Here is a 17,621-nt window from a genome sequence, read left to right as displayed (position 1 = left end):
CTGAGGGGAACCTTCCCTCCCGGTCGTGAGTTGGACCAGATGCAGCCCCCAAGGACTCGAGGCCCTGGGGGCTGCACCAGGTTCGGGGGCGGCGGGCTTCGCGGCGTCGGCCCGGCGCCGCGCGGCAGCGGCGGGCGGTGTTGTCCGTGCATAAGTCCCCCCGGTGGGGAGGTATGACCGGTATTCGGGCTGCCGACCGTGCGTAGGTCTCCCCAGTGGAGAGGTATGACCGGTTTTCGGGCTGCCGACCGTGCGTAGGCCTCCCCAGTGGAGAGGTATGACCGGTTTTCGGGTTCCCGACCGTGCATAGGTCTCCCCAGTGGAGGGCTGTGCACGGTTATCCGGTCTGCGGTGTACCGGAGTCCCCCCGGTGGAGAGGTATGACCGGATTTTTGGGTGTTGGCCGTGCGTAGGTCTCCCCAGTGGAGACCTACGACTCGCCGCCAGCCGAGATCGTACGCCAGTCGAGGATCTCGCCGAACCAGGCGACGAGACCGCCGAGTCCCACGATCACCGCGGTCTGGACGAACGCCTCACCGCCGGATGCTGCCAACACACACGTGACGAGCACAAGCGCCCCACCAATCACGTGCACGGCGGTGAGCCATGGGAGAAGCTCCGGCAGGGCGCGATGCGCGTGGCCGGCGGCGATCGCCCAGATGCCCGCGACGACGCCCGCCCACAAGGGTTCCGGATGTCCAGCGATGAGGCCCCAGACGACGGACCCGACCCCGATCGCGCAGAGTGCAAAGTAGCCGAGGACCGAGCGTCGCACCGTGGTCGTCAGAACGTCTCGATGGCCGCTCAGGTAGACCACGAGACTCGACGCCGGATCGATCGACCACAGCGCGAAGACCAACAGCCCTGCCACGATGCTCGACCCGACCGCCGCGCGTGGCACGAACTCCGCGATGAGGAAAAGCACGAGCGCCGCCGCGTAGATCCGCAGTGACCGCACGATCCGCCCGTGCGACCGTTCCCGTCGCGTGTGGCGACGAGCGAAGCGGTAGACCGGATTTCGTGATTTCAGTGCTTCGGCGAAGGCCTCCCGGTTGAGTGCGTCGAGCGGGTCGAGCCGCATCGCCTCGCGGCTCGCGGCGAGCGCGTCTCGGGATCCGCCGTCAACGGCTTCTATCAGACCCGCAACGCGATGCGCGTCCGGGTCGCTCGGGTCGAGCCGTAGCGCGTCGGCGACCTGAGTGCGCGCCTCGCCATACTGACGTAACTGCAGGTGCGCGAGCGCCAACGTCGTGGCGCCGTTGAGGTATTCGGGGCTCAGTCCACGAGCTTTGCGCAACTCGAACAAGGCATCCTGCGCACTTCCGCTGTTGATCAGGACGGCGCCGACCTGGCAGTGCGCCGCTGCGCTGTTCGGTGCATTTGCGACGGCTCGGCGGGCGGCATGCAACGCAGCCGGTCGATCGCCTCGAGCTGCCTCGATGGCGCTGAGCTGCAGCAATGCGCGAACATCGCCGGGCACGATGGCCAGTGAGCGCCTCGCCTCCTCGCGGGCTTGTTCGAGATTGCCCTGCGCGGCCAGCGCCCGGGAGAGTTGTAGATGCAGAGACGCGTTCTCTGGTTCGTGCAAGAGGGCGGGGCGAAGCAGCCGTTCCGCCTCATGGGGTCGTTTGAGTGAGAGCAATGCATCGGTGTGCCGCAACACAGCCTCGGCCCCGGGCATGCTCAGGCGGCGGTTCGGCCGGCTGCCGCCCGTATGGCGGGAACGATCTCCAGCAGCCCCACCGCTCCGCCGACCAGGCCGACGAGCACGACCGCACCGTTGAACGCGGTGCTGCCGGTCGCTGCGAGGTAACACAGCCCGGCGAGGAGCATGACGCCAACGGCGTGTGCCGCGACCACGGTTCGCCGGAAACGCGGCAGGGTCTGGTGCGCGAAACCGGCGACGATCGACCAGATCGCGAAAATGACTGCAACGACGAAAGGTTCGGGCGGGCCGGCCAGCACACCCCAAACCACGCAGCCCAACGCGGCCACGAAGTAGACGCCGAAGAGGATCGCCGACCGGCGTACCGGCGGTTCCAGCAGGTTGCGGTGATTGCCGACGCACAACGCCAGGTTGGACATCGGGTCCACCGCCCAGGACAGGTAGACCAGGAAGAGCAGGCAGCCGATGAGCGCGGTGCCGACGGTGGTGTGGCTGAACGGTCGCAGCAGAACGACCGCGAACATCGGCGCGAACGCCAACAGTTTGCGGTTGCCGGGGGTGAGTGACTCGCGCCAGGCGCCGTAGCGCACCAGCGCGCGGTAGGCGGCGTTGCGGTTCTTCAGCGCCTCGACCAGTCCGGCGCGGTTGACCGGGTTGGTCGGATCCAGCCGCAACGCCTCCCGGTGCGCGCGCACACCCTGCCGTGAGCCGCCCGCCGCGGTCTCGATCAGACCATTGACGAAATGCGCCGACGGATCATTCGGCTCCAGCTGCAGCGCCTCCTGGATCTGGGTGCGCGCCTCGTCATACCGGCGCAGTTGCAGGTAGACGATGGCCAACGAGGTGGCCGCGCGGGCGAACATCGGATCCAGCTCACGGGCCTTGAGCAGCCAGGGGAGTGCTTCGAGGGACTGCCCGCTGTTGAGCAGCAGCGCGCCGATCTGGTGGTGGACCTGCGGACTGAGCGGCACCAGGCGGAGCGCGGCCCGGGCGGCCTCCAGCGCCGCCGACCGGTTGCCGAGACCGGCTTCGGCGCCACTGAGCAGCAACAACGAGAACGCCGAATCCGGCTCGGCGGCGACCGATCGGGTGAGCGCCGTGCGCGCGTCGGCATACCGGTCCTGCGCCAGGAGCGCCTGCCCGAGCGCCTGGTGCAGGTCCGCGTTGCCCGGGTCGCTGACGAGCGCCTGCCGGAAGTGGGCTTGGGCCTCCTGTGGTCGCCCCAACGCGAGCAGCGCACGACCGCGCTGCACCGCTTCGTTCATCACGCTCATCGGACCCTCCCCATCGGCGCACAGGATATCGACCAGACGATCCGGAACGGGAGATCCGTTCCGCTACCGTGACTTCTTGTGTCGATGGACCCAGTGATCGAGGCTCTGCGCGCGACGCTCGCCGCGGACCCGCAGAACCACGCCGTACGCAGCCACCTCGCGAAGGTCCTGCTCGACGACGGGCAACCCATGGAGGCGCTGACCGAGGCCGCAACAGTCCTGGCCGCCACACCCGCCGACGTGCCGATGCTGCGGCTGGCGACGGCAGCCGCCGACGCCGCGGGGGAAGTGGAGCGCGCGGCCGGCTACCGGCGGCTCGCCGACGCCCTCGACCCTCCCGCCGAGGGGCCCGGTCCAGCCGAGACACCCGAATCACCAGCGCCCGCAACGGCCCCCGGGCCGGCCACGCCTGCCGTCGTACCCGACACAGCCGACGAGATCATCGACGGGTGGGATGACACCGACGCCGTCGCCGAACCCGACTTCGGTGAACTCAGCCGCGCCGAGGTCACCCTCGACGACGTCGGCGGGTTGGCCGATGTCAAGAAGCGGCTGCGGATGTCGTTCCTGGCGCCGATGCACAACCCGGAGTTGCGCGCCCAGTTCGGCAAGTCGCTGCGTGGCGGGCTCCTGCTGTGGGGGCCGCCGGGTTGTGGGAAGACGTTCATCGCCCGCGCGCTCGCCGGCGAACTCGGCGCCAACTTCTACGAGGTCGGCCTCGCCGACGTACTCGACATGTACCTCGGCAACAGCGAACGCAACCTGCACGGCATCTTCGAATACGCCCGCCGCAACACGCCGTGCGTACTGTTCTTCGACGAGATCGACGCACTCGGGCAGAAGCGCTCGCAGCTGCAGCACAGCGGCGGGATGCGCGGCGTCGTCAACCAGTTGCTGACCGAGCTGGACGGTGCGTCCACCTCCAACGACGGGCTGTTCGTGCTCGCCGCCAGCAACCACCCGTGGGACATCGACTCGGCACTGGTCCGGCCGGGCCGGTTCGACCGGCGGGTGCTGGTGTTGCCGCCCGACCAGGAGGCGCGGGAAGCGATCCTGGGTCTGCATCTGCGGGACAAGCCGCAGGACCGTGTCGATCTGAAGAAGCTCGCGCGCGCCACGAGTGGTTTCTCCGGTGCCGATCTGGCGCTCGTGTGTGAGCAGGCGATCGAGGGTGCGATGGAGTCGTCCCTGGAGTCGGGAAGCCTGCAGCCCATCACCCAGCGCGGGTTGCAGGACGCGATCCGGCACACCAGCTCCAGCATCGGCGAATGGCTAGAGACCGCAAGGAATTACGCGCTCTACAGCAACGACACTGGCGTGTATGACGACCTCGCGGCTTACCTGAAGCGCCGCAAAGCCTGAGGCCGGCTGTGATTCCGGTCAGTCGTGGTGGGCGTCCTCGACTGTGTCCGGGTGTGCAGGAGTCGCCCCAGTGGGGAGCTGTGAGCGGAAATTCCGGTCCCGGGTGTGCCGGAGTCGCCCCAGTGGGGAGCTGTGAGCGGGAATCCGGTCCGGGGTGTGCCGGAGTCGCCACTGGGGGGACGTATCAGCGGGAATCCGGTCCGGGGTGTGCCGGAGTCGCCACTGGGGGGAGGTACGCGCGGGAGTAGCGCCGCGCCTCCGACCCCACCACCGCCGACAAGGGCATCGTGGCAGGATCGCAGCGCGCGGCTGCTGGCTCACAGCGGCACGTAGCACCGGAAGGATCGAGATCCCATGAAACTGAAGGGGACCACCAGGGTCACCGGTGCGCGCGTCGCCCACCAGGTCGACGGGCCGCGCGACGCCCCCGCGTTGCTCCTGCTGCAGGGTCAGGCGAATTCGCACCTGTGGTGGCAACACGTCCGGCCGCTGCTCGCCGACCGGTTCTTCACGATCACCTTCGACTACCGCGGCACCGGTGACACCGCCCGGTTGCAGAGCCAGACCGGCGCCGAGGACGGAACCGACTGGTCCACCAGGGAGTTCGCCGCCGACGCGGCACATGTGCTCACCGCGCTCGGTGTCGAGAGCGCCTGCGTCTACGGCACGTCGATGGGCGGCCGGATCGCCCAGGAGCTGGCGATCGCGCGTCCCGACCTGGTCCGCAGCCTGGTGCTCGCCTGCACCACCCCGGGTGGCCGAGCTGCCACCGAGCGCAGCCGCGAGGTGCGCCTGGCGCTCGCGAGTCCGGACCGCGACCTGCGGCTGCGCACCACGGTCGATCTGTTCTATACACCGGACTGGGTGGCGGAGCACGGCGGCTACGAAACCGTGCCCCGCTACCTGTTCGGTGACCCGGCGATGAGCCGCCGTGACGCCAGTCGTCACCTACGGGTGAGTGCGAAACACGATGCGGCGGAGCGCCTTTCGCAGATCGCCGCACCCACGCTGATCATGCACGGCGCGCAGGACATCTTCGGGCCGGCCGTGAACGCGACAGCGCTGGGCGAACTCATCCCGGGCAGCCGGGTCTGGCTGCACCCGACCGGCCGGCACGGCTTCTTCGACGAGTTCGCGACCGAGGTGACGGACCTGGTCGCGAACTTCGTCCAGCCCACCGGCTGACGCACCCGCACCCATTCAGGCGTCGGTGCCCGCCAGCGCGACCTCCTCCTGGGGTGCGAACGCGTGGTCGTGCCGGCGCCCACCGAGCAGCACCGCCGCGATCACGGCCGCGACCAGCGCCGCGATGGCACAGACCAGGTAGCCGAGCGCGTAGCCGTGGGAGAGGGCGTGGAAGGCCACGTCCTTCAGCGGGTTGAACGGCTGCATCTTCCCGTCCGCTCCCGGCACCTGGGAGGGCACGGCGTTCTGGCCGAGCGGGCCCGACTTCACGGCGGCGACGGCTGCGGACACCTCCGGACGCTGGGCAGCCGGGACGTGGCCCGGCGCCGCGTAGAACTCCGACAGCGACTTCTGCAGCGAGCTGGATGCGGCGATCTTGTCGCTGATCCGGTTGGCCGCGCTGGTGAGCGCGATCGCACCGACGATGGCCGGGCCGAGGGTCAGCCCGAAGTCACGCAGCATGCTGGTGGCGCCGCTCGCCATACCTGCTTTCGAGGTGGGCACGCTGTTGACCGCGACGACGGTGATGGCCGTGACGGCGATCTTGAACCCCGCGCCGATCACCAGCAGCGGCAGCGCGATCGCCGTGAGTCCCAGGTGTGTTGCGGGTATGGCGGTCATCGCGATGTCGCCGATGCCGATCAGCGCCATACCGGCGGCAAGGACCCAACCGGGGTTGAACTTCTGCAGCATCTTGGTGCTGACCGGGAAGAGCACCACACCCATGATGTTCAACAGGATGAAGCCGATCGAGGTCTTCAGCGGGGTGTACTCCTGGATCGCGGACAGCCGGATGCTGGTGGCGTATGCCGTGCCGAGGTACGCGAACATACCCAGGACGGTCACGATGGCCGACACGGTGAACATCCGGTTGCTGAACAGCTGCAGCTGGATCAGCGGCTTGTCGACCCGCAGCTCGACCACCACGAACGCGATGAGGAAGACGACGGACAGCACGAACGCGCCGACCACCCGCGGGCTGCCCCAACCGTCCTCCGCACCCTGGATCACGCCGAACAGCAGCGCGAAGATCCCGATCGCGACGGTGAGCTGACCCGGCCAGTCCAGTGACCGCCCGTGCGGTGAGGACGACTCCTGCGCCCACAGGAGGGTGACGGCGATGCTGACGACGGCAAGGATCGCCATGGCGAGGAACGCGAACCGCCAGCTGGCGAATTCACCCCCGCTGTGGTGGAGCCTGGCCAGCAGCCCGCCGATCAGCGGTGACATGAACCCGCCGGCGGTCAGTGCGGCCGCCCAGACCGAGATCGCGTGTGCCCGGTCCCTCACCGTGTGGGTGCCCGCGGCCAGCATCGCCACCGAGGTGGGGAAGAGGGCTGCGGCACCGGTGCCCGCGATGACCTGGCCGGTGAGCAGGATCGCGGTCTTCCCGCTCGGGGTGAAGAAGGACACCAGGCCACCGACGCACACGAGGAACGAGCCGATGGCGAGGAGTCGTTTGCGACCGAAGAGGTCGCCGACCACGCCGAACGAGAGCTCCAGCAGCGTGACGGGCACCATGAAGGCGTCCGAGACCCAGGTGAGCGTCGTCGACGACAGGTGCAGGTCCTGATTGATGTAGCCGTTGATGACGGCCGGGATGCTGACACCGATCTGAGCCAGGAAGCACGCGGTGATCGACGCGATCAGCGTCCCGATGGTCAGCTTCGGCAGGGACGCCGTGCCGGCGGTGGTTTCGGTTTGATCCATGCAGAGGAGCGAACCAGCCCCGGGATGTGCTCCGCATCACCTTGTTTTCACTCAGCGGAAGAAATCTTCAAGAAACCTGATGATCTGGTTCTGGACCCCATTCCGAGGAGTCCGACGACCGGGCGTGGGTGGTCCGGGAGCCCAGACCCCGGCGGCATGCCTCCAGCAGCTCCCGCAGCTCGTCGGCAGATTCCGCGGGCAGTTCTACCAGCATGCGCGCCTCCAGCACGGCGACGTCGGGCCGGAGATCGGCCAGGACGCGGTGGCCGTCGTCGGTGAGGGACAGGACCAGCCGGCGGCGGTCCTGCGGGTCGCGATTTCGCTCGATCAGACCACGCCGCAACAGGCTGGTGACCATATCGGCCATGCTCTGGGCCGTCACGAACGAGTTCCTCGCCAGGCGCGCGGCGGTCAACCCGGGATGCCGTTCGAGCACGGTCAGGGCGGTGTACTGCAACGCCGTCAGCCCGGCGGGCCGGGTGAGTTCGTCCAGGCCGGCGCGGGACGCGAGTTCGACCTGCTTGATCAGATAGAGCAGCGTGGGAGGTTCCGGCCGGTTCTCGGTCATCGGCACTCCTCCCTCAGGTCAGTCCGAGAACCCTACCGGCGTTGCCCTTGAGGATCCCCGGCAGGACCGCCGGGTCGAGCCCGAGCTGCTCGAAGTCCTCGATCCAGCGTTCCGGCGTCAGCAACGGGTAGTCGCTGCCGAAGAGCACCTTGTGGCGCAGCATCCGCCCCGCCGCGTGGACCAGCTCCTTGGGAAAGTACTTCGGCCGCCAGCCGGACAGGTCGATGAAGATGTTCGCCTTGTGGGTCGCCATCGAGATGGCCTCGGCCTGCCACGGCACCGACGGGTGCGCGAGGATGACCGTCAGCTGCGGGAAGTCGGCTGCGACATCGTCGAGCAGCAACGGGTTGGAGTAGCGCAGCTTCAGGCCACGCCCGCCCGGCAGGCCGGCGCCGATGCCGTTCTGTCCGGTGTGGAACAGCGCCGGGACACCCAGCTCCTCCAACGTCGCCCAGAGCGGCCGGTACGCCTCGTCGTCGGGGGAGAAGCCCTGCAGCGACGGGTGGAACTTGAACCCCCGCACCCCGTGCTCCTCCACCAGGCGGCGAGCTCGCTGGACGGCCGCGTCACCCTGCAGCGGATCGACGGAACCGAACGGGATCAGCACATCCGCGTGCTGCGCCGCCTGCTGTGCGATGTCCTCACTGGACAGCGCGGGATGCCCCGTCGCGGTCGTCGCGTCGACGGTGAAGACGACTGCCGCCATACCCGCTCGCCGATAGCGCTCGGCGAGGTCCGCGACGGTCGGGGTGCGCGGTGCGTCGCCCTTGAAGTATGCCGCGGAGGCGTCGAGCAACTCCTGGTCCAGGGAGAAGTGCCCGTGGTCGTCGGCCTCGACATGCACGTGGACGTCGAGGGCGGTGATCGCCCCGAGATCGATCGCTGGCCGGTAGATGGTCACGGATTTACCTCTCGGAGCTGGGATTTCATCAATTTTCCAGACGCGTTGTGTGGCAGGTCGTCAAGGAACACCACGGACTTGGGCAGCTTGTAGCGCGCCAGCCGTCCGTCCAGGTGCGCGATGAGCCCGTCCTGATCGAGGGACGAGCCGGGCGCTGCGACCACGAATGCCCGCCCGACCTCCCCCCAGGTGGGGTCCGGTATGCCGATCACCGCTGCCTCGATCACGTCTGGGTGCTCGTACAACGCACTCTCGACCTCGGCGGGGTAGACGTTCTCGCCGCCGGAGATGTACATGTCCTTGAGCCGTCCGACGATGCGCAGGTAACCCTCCTCGTCGACCGTCGCGAGGTCGCCGGTGTGCAACCAGGAGTCGGAGAAGGCACGGTCGGTGGTGGCCGGGTCGCGCCAGTACCCGGGCGTGACGTTCGGGCCGCTGACCTGGACCTCGCCCGGCTCGCCGGTGACTGGGTCGCCGGCGCCGTCGACGACGCGGACATCGGTGAAGAAGCATGCGGTTCCTGCGGATCCGAGCTTGCGGATGCCGTCGGCCGCACGCAGCATGGTGCTGCCCGGCGACGCCTCGGTGAGGCCGTAGCCCTGCACGATCATCAGACCGCGGTCGAGCCAGACGCGCAGCAGTGCTTCGGGGATCGGCGCGCCGCCGCTGAGCGCGGAGCGCAACGTCGTCAGATCGGCGCCACCGAAACGTTGCGCGTCGGACAGGGCGAGGTACATCGAGGTAACGCCGAAAAGCAGTGTCACGCCTTCGGACTCGATCAGATCAAGAGCCCGGTCCGGGTCGAAGCGGGCCTCGAGCAGGGCCGTCCCGCCCTTGAGAATGGTCGGGAAAAGGACCTGGTTCAGGGCCGCCGTGTGAAACAGGGGAGCGGTGACCAGGGCAACCTCCTCACTGCCCAGATCGACGTCGACCATGAGGTTCATGACGTTCCAGATGACGTTCCCGTGGGTGAGCTGGACACCCTTGGGTCGTCCGCTGGTGCCCGAGGTGTACTGGATCATGAACAGGTCGTCGTGACCGACGGAGTCGTCGAGCGGCGATTCGTCGTCGGCCTCGAGGGCGCGCAGCCCGTCGCCTGCGTTCCGGCTGAAAATGTATGTCGACACGCCGATCTCGTCGAGCATCGCGGCGACGTCCGAGGTGGCGAGGGTGTCCTCGCAGATCACCGTCGCCGGCTCGCTGTTGTCCAGCACGTACCGCAGCTCCGGCGCCGCCAACCGCGTGTTGAGCGGCACGAAGACTGCGCCCAGCGACGCGGTGGCGAACATCGCGGTCACCAGCTCGATCGAGTTCAGCCCGAGGAAGGCGACCCGGTCACCAGGGCCGACCCCGCGGGCACGCAGACCGTGTGCCAGGCGGGTGCTGGTCAGGTCGAGTTGCCGGTAGCTCATCCGGCGCCCGTCCTGCACCAGGGCGGCCTTGTAGGGTGTCATCCGCGCGCGGCGACGCGGCCAGGAACCGAGCCCCTGATCGTTCATCGGCCACCTCTGCTCTCGGCGTCCAGTCCGAGCCGAGCCTTGAGGGCCAGCAACTCCTGCAGTGCCGCGTCCCGGCGCTGCCGGACCGCTTCGTCCTCGCCGGCGAGCTCGGACCGGACACCCGACACGAGCTGCGCGGTGAGCTCCGGGGTGAGCTCCGGCTCCCGCAGGTCGGCCCACCAGTCGACCATCGGCGGGCCGAGATGCTCCAGCACATGCGCCATCCCGCCCGGTCCGCCGGACAGGTGCTGGGTGGCGATGGGCCCGAGTAGCGCCCACCGCAGGCCGGGACCGTTGGAGACGGCCAGGTCGAGGTCGGCGACACTGATCGCGCCGCGGCCGATGAGGTCGTAGGCCTCGCGCCACAAGGCGGCCTGCAGCCGGTTGACGACGTGCCCGGGCAACTCGGCGCGGACCCGGATGGGTCGCCGACCCAGTTGCTCCAGGACATTGAACGCAGCCTCCACCGCCGTCTCTGCGGTGGCTTCGCCGCCGACGACCTCGACGAGCGGGATCAGGTGCGGCGGGTTGAACGGGTGAGCGACCAGCACCCGCTCGGGATGCGCGCACCCGTCCTGGAAGCTGCTGGGGCCGAAACCCGAACTGCTGCTTGCCAACAGGACATCGGGTGCCGCAGCGGCGTCGAGGGCGGCGAACATCTCGCGCTTCAGGTCGAGTCGTTCGGGGCCGGCCTCGATCACCAGGTCCGCTGCTGCTGCCGCCTCGGCCGCATCGTCGTGCAGGACGAGTTTCGCTGCCGCGTCGCGGGGAGCGCGCAGATCGGCGAGTCGCACGGTCACCGCGTCGGCGGCGGCCTCTCGTGCCGTCTCGGACGGGTCGGCCAGGTGGACCGTGAGGCCGCGGGAGAGCGCGAGTGCCGCCCAGCTGCACCCGATGGATCCGGCGCCGACGACGGCGATCTCGGTGAGCTCGGTGCGCATCAGCTCTCCTGCGTTCGTGCCGCGGCATACGCGACGAAGGCATCGATCGAAGCCGGGTCGGCCAGTGCGTCGGGGCTGACGACGTCGGAGGCGGCGGCACCCTGCAGGATGCGCTTCACCGGGACCTCGAGCTTCTTGCCGGTCAGGTTCCGCGGGATCGAGGCGACCTCGACGACGGCGTCGGGCACGTGCCGAGGGCTCAACGCCGAACGCAGCGCTCCTGACACGCGGGCCCGGAGCTCGTCCGCGGGCAGGGGCTGTGCCGTCGTGACGAAGAGGATGAGCTCTCCGTTGCCACCGGCCGGGTCCTCCAGGTGCACCACGAGGCTGTCGCTGATGTCCGGCAGTTCCTCGACGACCCGGTAGAACTCGGCGGTCCCGAGCCGGACCCCGCCGCGGTTGAGCGTCGAGTCGCTGCGGCCGGTGACCACGCAGCTCCCGTCGGGCTCGAAGACGATCCAGTCACCGTGTCGCCATACACCTGGGTAGGTGTCGAAGTAGGTCGCCCTCAACCGGCTCCCGTCGTCGCCCCAGAAACCGACCGGCATCGACGGCATCGGCGAGAGGATGACGAGTTCGCCCGGTTCGCCGATGATTTCGCGACCTTCGGAGTCGAATGCGTGCACGTCGACACCGAGCCCGCGACCCGAGATCATGCCGGCACGCACCGGCAGCAGCGGGTTGTTCTGCACCAGGCCGCTGCAGACATCCGTGCCGCCGCTGCCGACGTTCAGCTGGACGTGGTCACCCAGCTGGTCGCGGATCCAGCCGTAGCCCTCGGGCGGCAGCGGCGACCCGGCCGACCCGACGACGCGGACCCGCAGGTCGCGCCCGGACAGGTCGATCCCGGCGCTGCGGCAGGCCATGATGAAACCGGGGCTGGCACCCATCAGGGTCGCGCCGGTCCGCTCGGCCAGGTCCCACTGCCAGGTCAGGTCCGGGTGGGCCGGGTTGCCGTCCAGCGTCACGACCGTGGCGCCGACGAGGAGCCCGGAGACCAGGGCGTTCCACATCATCCAGGCCGTCGTGGAGTACCAGAGCATCACGTCGCCGCTGCCGAGGTCCCAGGACAGGGCGTGGTTCTTCAGGTGTTCCAGGACGATGCCGCCGTGACCGTGCACGATCGCCTTGGGCTTGCCGGTCGTCCCGGACGAGAAGAGCACGACGAGCGGATGGTCGAAGGGCACCGGCGTCGCCGCGTGGATCGGGTCGGTCACCGCGGCCAGCTCGTCCGGCCACGACGCCGCATCCCCGACCCGCCAGTCGCCGTACTCGATGTCGAGAACAGTTGTGACGCTGGGAAGCTCAGCACGGATCGCGGTGATCTGTGCGCTGCGGTCGACGCGCTTGTCGCCGTAGTTGTAGCCACCGGCCACCAGCAGGATCGTGGGCTCGACCTGCCCGAACCGGTCGATGACGCTGCGCGGCCCGAACTCGATGGCGCAACTGGTCCAGATCGCGCCGAGGCCGGCGGCGGCCAGGAAGGCGACGACGGCTTCGGGGGTGTTGGGCAGGTAGCCCGCGACCCGGTCGCCGGGCCCGACGCCGTGGTCGCGCAGCACGCGGCGTGCGCGACCGACCTGATCACGCAGTTGCTCCCAGCTGAGGTCGACGTCCTCGCGCGTCTGCGACCGGCCAAGCACCGCGGGTGCCTGGTCGTCACCGCACCCCTTCAGGGCCTGCTCGGCGTAGTTGACCAGGGACCCGGTGAACCACTTCGCCCCGGGCATGACGCGTTGTTCGAGGACGGCGCCACGGGTGCCGTGATCGGTGACGTCGAAGAAGTCCCAGACGGCGGCCCAGAACTGCTCGAGTTCGTCCACGGACCACTGCCACAGCTCGTCGTGGCCGGCCAGCGCGATGCCTCGCTCATCCCGCAGCCAGTGCAGGAACGCGCCGACCCGGCTGGTGTCGAGGACGTCCGCCGGCGGTCGCCATACGACGTCTCCGGTGTCGGGACCCGTTGTGGTGGAGGTGGTTTCGGAGGTGCTCATCGATCGGTCACCTTCGGTGCGCGGCCCTCGAGGAAGGCGCGCATCCGATCCTTCGCGTCGTCGCTGCCCTGGGCGATCGCGGCCATCATCGCCTCCATGAAGTAGCCCTCGCGCGGATTCGCCTCGGCGATCCTGGGCAGCGCCTGGATGATCGCGTAGTTGCTCTGCGTTGCGTTGCCGGCGATCTGTCGGGCGATCTCGATGGCCCGGTCGACCCCGGCTCCCTCCTCGACCACGTACTGCGACAGGCCGGCCGCCAGTCCCTCGGCAGCGTCGTAACGACGTCCGGTGAGCATCAGGTCCGTCATTCGGGCGACCCCCATCAGCCGGGGAACACGGACCGAGGCCCCGCCTCCGACGAACAGGCCCCGCATGCCCTCGGGCAGTGCGTAGAAGGTCGTCGACTCCGCGACGCGGACGTGCGTCGCGGCCGCGAGCTCCAGTCCGCCACCGACGACGGCGCCCTTGAGCGCGGCGACCACCGGAACGGGACCGAATTCGATGGCCTCGAAGGCGCGGTGCCACATGCGTGAGTGCTGCAGCCCGGTGACGGCGTCGCCTTCGGACAGCTCGCTCAGGTCCAGACCGGCGCAGAAGTGGTCGCCCTGGGCGGCCAGCACGACCGCCCGTACGCCACGGGGCAGGTTGGTGAAGAAGTGCTCGATGCCGAGCACCGTCTCGTCGTTGAGGGCGTTGCGCTTCTCCGGGCGGTTCAGCGTCAGGACGGCGACATCACCGGACTCGGTGACGGTCAACGTATCGGGCAGGTCGGCCGTGGTGGGTAGGGACACCGTGTTCTCCTAATCAACAGGAATCCTGATAATTAAACCAAGTCTGGCCCGACGCGGCAAGGGGGTCTTGACCTCGCCCCAGGGGCGAGCCCCAGACTCGTCCCCATGAAGGAGATGACCGCCGGCGAGTTCGGCCGCAGCACCGGGCTGAGTCCCAAAGCACTGCGGTTGTATGCCGATTCCGGCCTGCTGCTGCCACAGCGGATCGATGAACACAACGGCTACCGCTACTACGGGCCAGAACAACTGGGTCGTGCCGAGCGGATCACCATGCTGCGGCGGGCGGGCGCACCGCTCGCCCTCGTCGCGCAGGTGGTCGACGCCGATGACGAGCACCAGGCGGCAGACCGGTTGACCGCCTGGTGGCAGGGCCACGCGCGACTGCACCGGGAACAGGAGGGCATCGTCGACTTCCTGCTCGCCGAGCTCACCGCGCGGCAGGTCGCCGCGGCGGACCTTGTCGTGCGGCAACGCACCATGGCGGAGCGGACGGTTGCTTCGATCACCCGACGGGCGCTGCAACCGGAGCTGGTCGACTGCTTCACCGAGGCGGATCGGGCGATCTCCGAGCACCTCGCAGCGCACGACGCGACGCGGACGGCGGAGTCCTGGGTGATCTACCACGGCACCGTCAGCCCGGACAGCGACGGCCCGATCGAGGTCTGCGTGCCCTTCGACGGACTGGTGCCGCCGACGAGCGACATCAGCGTGCGGGTGGAGCCGGCAGGCGAGGAGCTGTATGTCGAGATCGGCTCCGACCTGTGCGGCTATCCCCAGATCCTGCAGGCGTATTCGGCGGTCGTGCGTGCATCTCTCGATCTTCCGTCGGCCGGCCCGGTCCGGGAGCGCTACATCTCCGACTGGGACGGCAGCGCGGGCGTCGAACACGTCGCCGACATCGTGCAGCCGCTGGCGCCGGCTCAAGAACACTGACCCAATACCCGAGAAGCCCGATAACAGAACGGATGCCAATCATGAGTACCGCCATGCCATTTTCGGTGATCGACCACGCCGCCCACACGGCATACAGCGACCCGGGGCGCTTCGCAGCCCTGCTGGACGCAGTCCCCACCGACCTCGACGAGATGTCGGCCGTCGTCCGGAACGTCATCGTGCACTACCGGGCATCCGATCACGACTTGCCCGCGAAGACCGTCTCGGACATCCACTCCCGCTGGATCGAGCGCACGCTCGGGATCGACCAGCAACGCCACCCGGCGCCGCTCACTGAAAGGCGGGAGCCCGCCACGAAGGTGCAGGGATGCTGCCGTGACCACACACTGCTGAGCGTCGCGACACTGCGCCAGCACGGCATACCCGCGAGGTCCCGGGTCGGGTTCGTCGACTACTTCGCGCCCGACTGGCACCACGACCACGTCATCCCCGAGGTGTGGCTGGGGGACCGGTGGGTCCGCTTCGACCCGGAGGTGGACGAACCGAGCGCGGCGCTGCCGAACCCGCGGAACATCCCGGCCGGCAACGGATTCCACACCGCGGCCGAGGTATGGCGCGGCCATCGCGCAGGCACCCTCGACGCCGAGACGTTCGGCGTCGACGCGTCGGTGCCGGTGGCTCGCGGTGCGTGGATGGTCCGCAACTACGTGCTGCTGGAGGTGGCGCACCGCTTCGGTGACGAACTGCTGCTCTGGGACCGATGGGGGACGATGACCGCGCCGGGCGATGAGGGTCAGGACGCGACCCTCATCGACGAGGTGGCGCAATTGCTCGAAGCCGCGGACACGGGCGACCTGGCTGCAGAGGAACGGCTGCTCGAGCTCTACCGACGCGACGCCCGGCTGCACCCCGGGGACATGGTGCTGCGTGTGGATCTGCCGAGCGAGACCTTGGTCGCCGAGCCGATCGGCCCGTGTCGCTGAGCTCCGGTCGCCGTCCGGATCGGTGCGGCACAGCACACGGTCGGCAAGATTATTAACAAAATAGGTAGGCAATTACGCCGATATTGTGATTGACTTCACGTCATGAGTTCGATGACGGAAGTGCCCGCCGAGTCGGCTGCCGGGCGAAAACTGACGAAGGGGACCTTCGTCGCGTGCGTGTTCGCGGCGTTGGTCGCCCAGCTCGGGCTGTCGATGCCCGCGGTGCTGCAAGGCATCATCCAGCTGGACCTGAACCCCTCCTCGACGCAGCTGACCTGGGTGTCCGACGCCTTCTTGTTGCCGGTGACCTTGCTGGAGCTGACCTTCGGCGTGCTCGGCGACATGTTCGGCCGCAAACGGTTGCTGACCGTGGGCTCGTCGCTGATGGTGATCGGCACCGTGATCGCGTTCCTCACGCCGACCGGTGGATCGCACGGCATGAAGTTCGTCTACCTCTTCGGTGGTTACGGTTTGGCCGGTGTCGGTGCGGCCGCGATGTTCCCGACCTCGATCGCCATGCTGGCCGCCGGCACGCACACGGTGAAGGCGCGGTCGGAGGTCTTCTCCGCGTGGGCCGTCGCGTTGACGGTCGGTGGTTTCGGCTCCCCGGTGATGGGTGGCCTGCTGGCTCGCATCCACCACTCGGGCGGCGCGGACGCCAGCTGGCGCTGGGCGTTCGCCGGGCTGGCCTGCTTCGCGCTGATCAGCACCGTGATCACCGTTGTCGGTGCGACGAACTCGAGCGCGAAGGAGGGCCGCGCGCTCGACATACCCGGTCAGATCCTGGTGGCGATCGGCGTGTTCGCGTTGGTGTACGGCGTGATCCAGGGTGCCGAAGGAGACTGGACCTCGGGAACCGTCATCGGCTGCTTCATCGCAGCGGTGATCTTCCTGGTCGCCTTCGTGTTCGTCGAGCGCCGGACCGAGAAGCCGTTGGTGCAACTCGAGCTCTTCTCGAACCGCGCGTTCGTGGTCACCTCGATCGTCACGCTCCTGGCGATGTTCGCCTACCTCGGCACGGCGTACGCGACCAGCATCCGGGTGTCGGCGATCCAGGGCCATTCGCCGCTGTTCACGGCCGTCGCGTTCATCCTGCTGAACATCATGGGTGCCGTGCTGTTTCCGGTCAGCCCGTTCCTGCTGCAGCGGTACAACCCGGGCTGGGTGCTCGCGCTCGGTGCCGCCCTGATCGGCGTCGGTGACGTCGCGTTGTGCCTGATCCCGTCGACGCACGACTCGTTGTGGGCGATCGCGGTGCCGTTGCTCGCAGTCGGCGCCGGTTTCAAGACCGCCGTCACCTCGATCACCGCGGTGTCGGTGAACAGTGTCCCGACGTCCAGGGCCGGTATGGCGAGCGCGATGACGTCGATGCTGCGAGATTTCGGCCTGAGTCTCGGCCCGGCGATCGTCGGTGCGGTCGCGCTGACCAAGTCGGCCTACGAGATCGCCGCCAAGGTGGCCGCCTCGCCGCAGCTGCAGGACGCCCTCAAGGCGTTCAACGCTGCGCCGTCGCACGCGACGGGTGCGAAGAAGGCAGAGCTCGAAGGCGCGGTCGGCGCCGTCAACTCGGGTCCACTCGGAGCCAACGGCGTGCCCGCACCGCTCAACCCACTGAAAGACGTTGCGTTCCATGCCCTTTCGAACGGATACGCACTCGGCTACCTGATCTGTGGCATTGCCGCGCTGCTCGCCGCGGTGCTGGCCGCCGTCCTGATCGGTGGCCGCGAGCACGAGGAGCGCTTCGTGTCGACCGACCCCGAGCCGGTGGACGTCGCGCAGAGCTGACCGGCCGCGACCGCCACGACGGCGGGCATGGTGAAGGGGACGGAACCTGCGGGTTCCGTCCCCTTCGC

14 protein-coding genes are annotated in these 17,621 nt (G+C 68.7%); 5 read left to right on the top strand and 9 right to left on the bottom strand.

The genetic code is table 11. From position 1 onward, the window contains the following. Positions 1 to 430: 430 nt before the first annotated feature. The gene (locus tag FHU39_RS09200; protein ID WP_221185198.1) at positions 431 to 1,681 is read right to left on the bottom strand and encodes a tetratricopeptide repeat protein; all 1,251 of its coding nucleotides are present in this window, start codon (positions 1,679 to 1,681) and stop codon (positions 431 to 433) included. A 2-nt stretch (positions 1,682 to 1,683) separates the two neighbouring features. After that, complete coding sequence (locus tag FHU39_RS09195; protein ID WP_183320064.1) at positions 1,684 to 2,940, bottom strand: tetratricopeptide repeat protein; 1,257 nt, start codon at positions 2,938 to 2,940, stop codon at positions 1,684 to 1,686. Positions 2,941 to 3,024: 84 nt separating this feature from the next. Here FHU39_RS09195 and FHU39_RS09190 point away from each other — a divergent pair, with 84 nt between their 5' ends. Beyond that, the gene (locus FHU39_RS09190; RefSeq protein WP_183320977.1) at positions 3,025 to 4,302 is read left to right on the top strand and encodes an ATP-binding protein; all 1,278 of its coding nucleotides are present in this window, start codon (positions 3,025 to 3,027) and stop codon (positions 4,300 to 4,302) included. A 354-nt stretch (positions 4,303 to 4,656) separates the two neighbouring features. Continuing rightward, positions 4,657 to 5,487 (top strand): alpha/beta fold hydrolase, encoded by an 831-nt coding sequence (locus FHU39_RS09185; RefSeq protein ID WP_183320063.1) that lies wholly within the window; start codon positions 4,657 to 4,659, stop codon positions 5,485 to 5,487. 15 nt (positions 5,488 to 5,502) lie between these two features. On the opposite strand, the gene FHU39_RS09180 is transcribed toward FHU39_RS09185, so the two are convergent. The 7 genes from FHU39_RS09180 to FHU39_RS09150 form a co-directional block, all read right to left on the bottom strand. Continuing rightward, positions 5,503 to 7,197, bottom strand: a complete 1,695-nt coding sequence (locus FHU39_RS09180; protein WP_221185197.1) for an MFS transporter — start codon at positions 7,195 to 7,197, stop codon at positions 5,503 to 5,505. A gap of 67 nt (positions 7,198 to 7,264) precedes the next feature. Further along, complete coding sequence (locus FHU39_RS09175) at positions 7,265 to 7,765, bottom strand: MarR family winged helix-turn-helix transcriptional regulator (protein WP_183320062.1); 501 nt, start codon at positions 7,763 to 7,765, stop codon at positions 7,265 to 7,267. A gap of 13 nt (positions 7,766 to 7,778) precedes the next feature. Continuing rightward, on the bottom strand, positions 7,779 to 8,666 hold the full coding sequence (locus FHU39_RS09170) for an amidohydrolase family protein (protein WP_343065793.1): 888 nt from the start codon (positions 8,664 to 8,666) through the stop codon (positions 7,779 to 7,781). Continuing rightward, on the bottom strand, positions 8,663 to 10,165 hold the full coding sequence (locus tag FHU39_RS09165) for an acyl-CoA synthetase (RefSeq protein WP_183320061.1): 1,503 nt from the start codon (positions 10,163 to 10,165) through the stop codon (positions 8,663 to 8,665). The genes FHU39_RS09170 and FHU39_RS09165 overlap by 4 nt, the downstream gene beginning before the upstream one ends. Further along, complete coding sequence (locus tag FHU39_RS09160) at positions 10,162 to 11,106, bottom strand: 3-hydroxyacyl-CoA dehydrogenase NAD-binding domain-containing protein (protein WP_183320060.1); 945 nt, start codon at positions 11,104 to 11,106, stop codon at positions 10,162 to 10,164. Before FHU39_RS09160 ends, FHU39_RS09165 begins: the two co-directional genes overlap by 4 nt. Continuing rightward, on the bottom strand, positions 11,106 to 13,100 hold the full coding sequence (locus tag FHU39_RS09155; protein WP_183320059.1) for an acetoacetate--CoA ligase: 1,995 nt from the start codon (positions 13,098 to 13,100) through the stop codon (positions 11,106 to 11,108). The genes FHU39_RS09160 and FHU39_RS09155 overlap by 1 nt, the downstream gene beginning before the upstream one ends. After that, positions 13,097 to 13,891 carry a crotonase/enoyl-CoA hydratase family protein gene (locus tag FHU39_RS09150; protein ID WP_183320058.1) on the bottom strand — a complete coding sequence of 265 codons (795 nt, stop codon included), beginning with the start codon at positions 13,889 to 13,891 and terminating at the stop codon, positions 13,097 to 13,099. Before FHU39_RS09150 ends, FHU39_RS09155 begins: the two co-directional genes overlap by 4 nt. 105 nt (positions 13,892 to 13,996) lie before the next feature. Here FHU39_RS09150 and FHU39_RS09145 point away from each other — a divergent pair, with 105 nt between their 5' ends. From FHU39_RS09145 to FHU39_RS09135, 3 genes are all read left to right on the top strand, one after another. Continuing rightward, positions 13,997 to 14,824, top strand: a complete 828-nt coding sequence (locus FHU39_RS09145) for a MerR family transcriptional regulator (RefSeq protein WP_183320057.1) — start codon at positions 13,997 to 13,999, stop codon at positions 14,822 to 14,824. A gap of 41 nt (positions 14,825 to 14,865) precedes the next feature. Further along, entirely contained in the window at positions 14,866 to 15,768 is a 903-nt protein-coding gene (locus FHU39_RS09140; protein ID WP_221185196.1) for a transglutaminase domain-containing protein, read from the top strand. Positions 15,769 to 15,870: 102 nt separating this feature from the next. Continuing rightward, positions 15,871 to 17,553 (top strand): MFS transporter, encoded by a 1,683-nt coding sequence (locus tag FHU39_RS09135; RefSeq protein WP_221185195.1) that lies wholly within the window; start codon positions 15,871 to 15,873, stop codon positions 17,551 to 17,553. Positions 17,554 to 17,621: the final 68 nt, after the last annotated feature.

This window comes from Flexivirga oryzae, from assembly GCF_014190805.1.
GTDB lineage: Bacteria > Actinomycetota > Actinomycetes > Actinomycetales > Dermatophilaceae > Flexivirga > Flexivirga oryzae.
The sequence above is the reverse complement of the archived record's forward strand: the minus strand, read 5'-3'. Positions and strand labels throughout refer to the sequence as shown.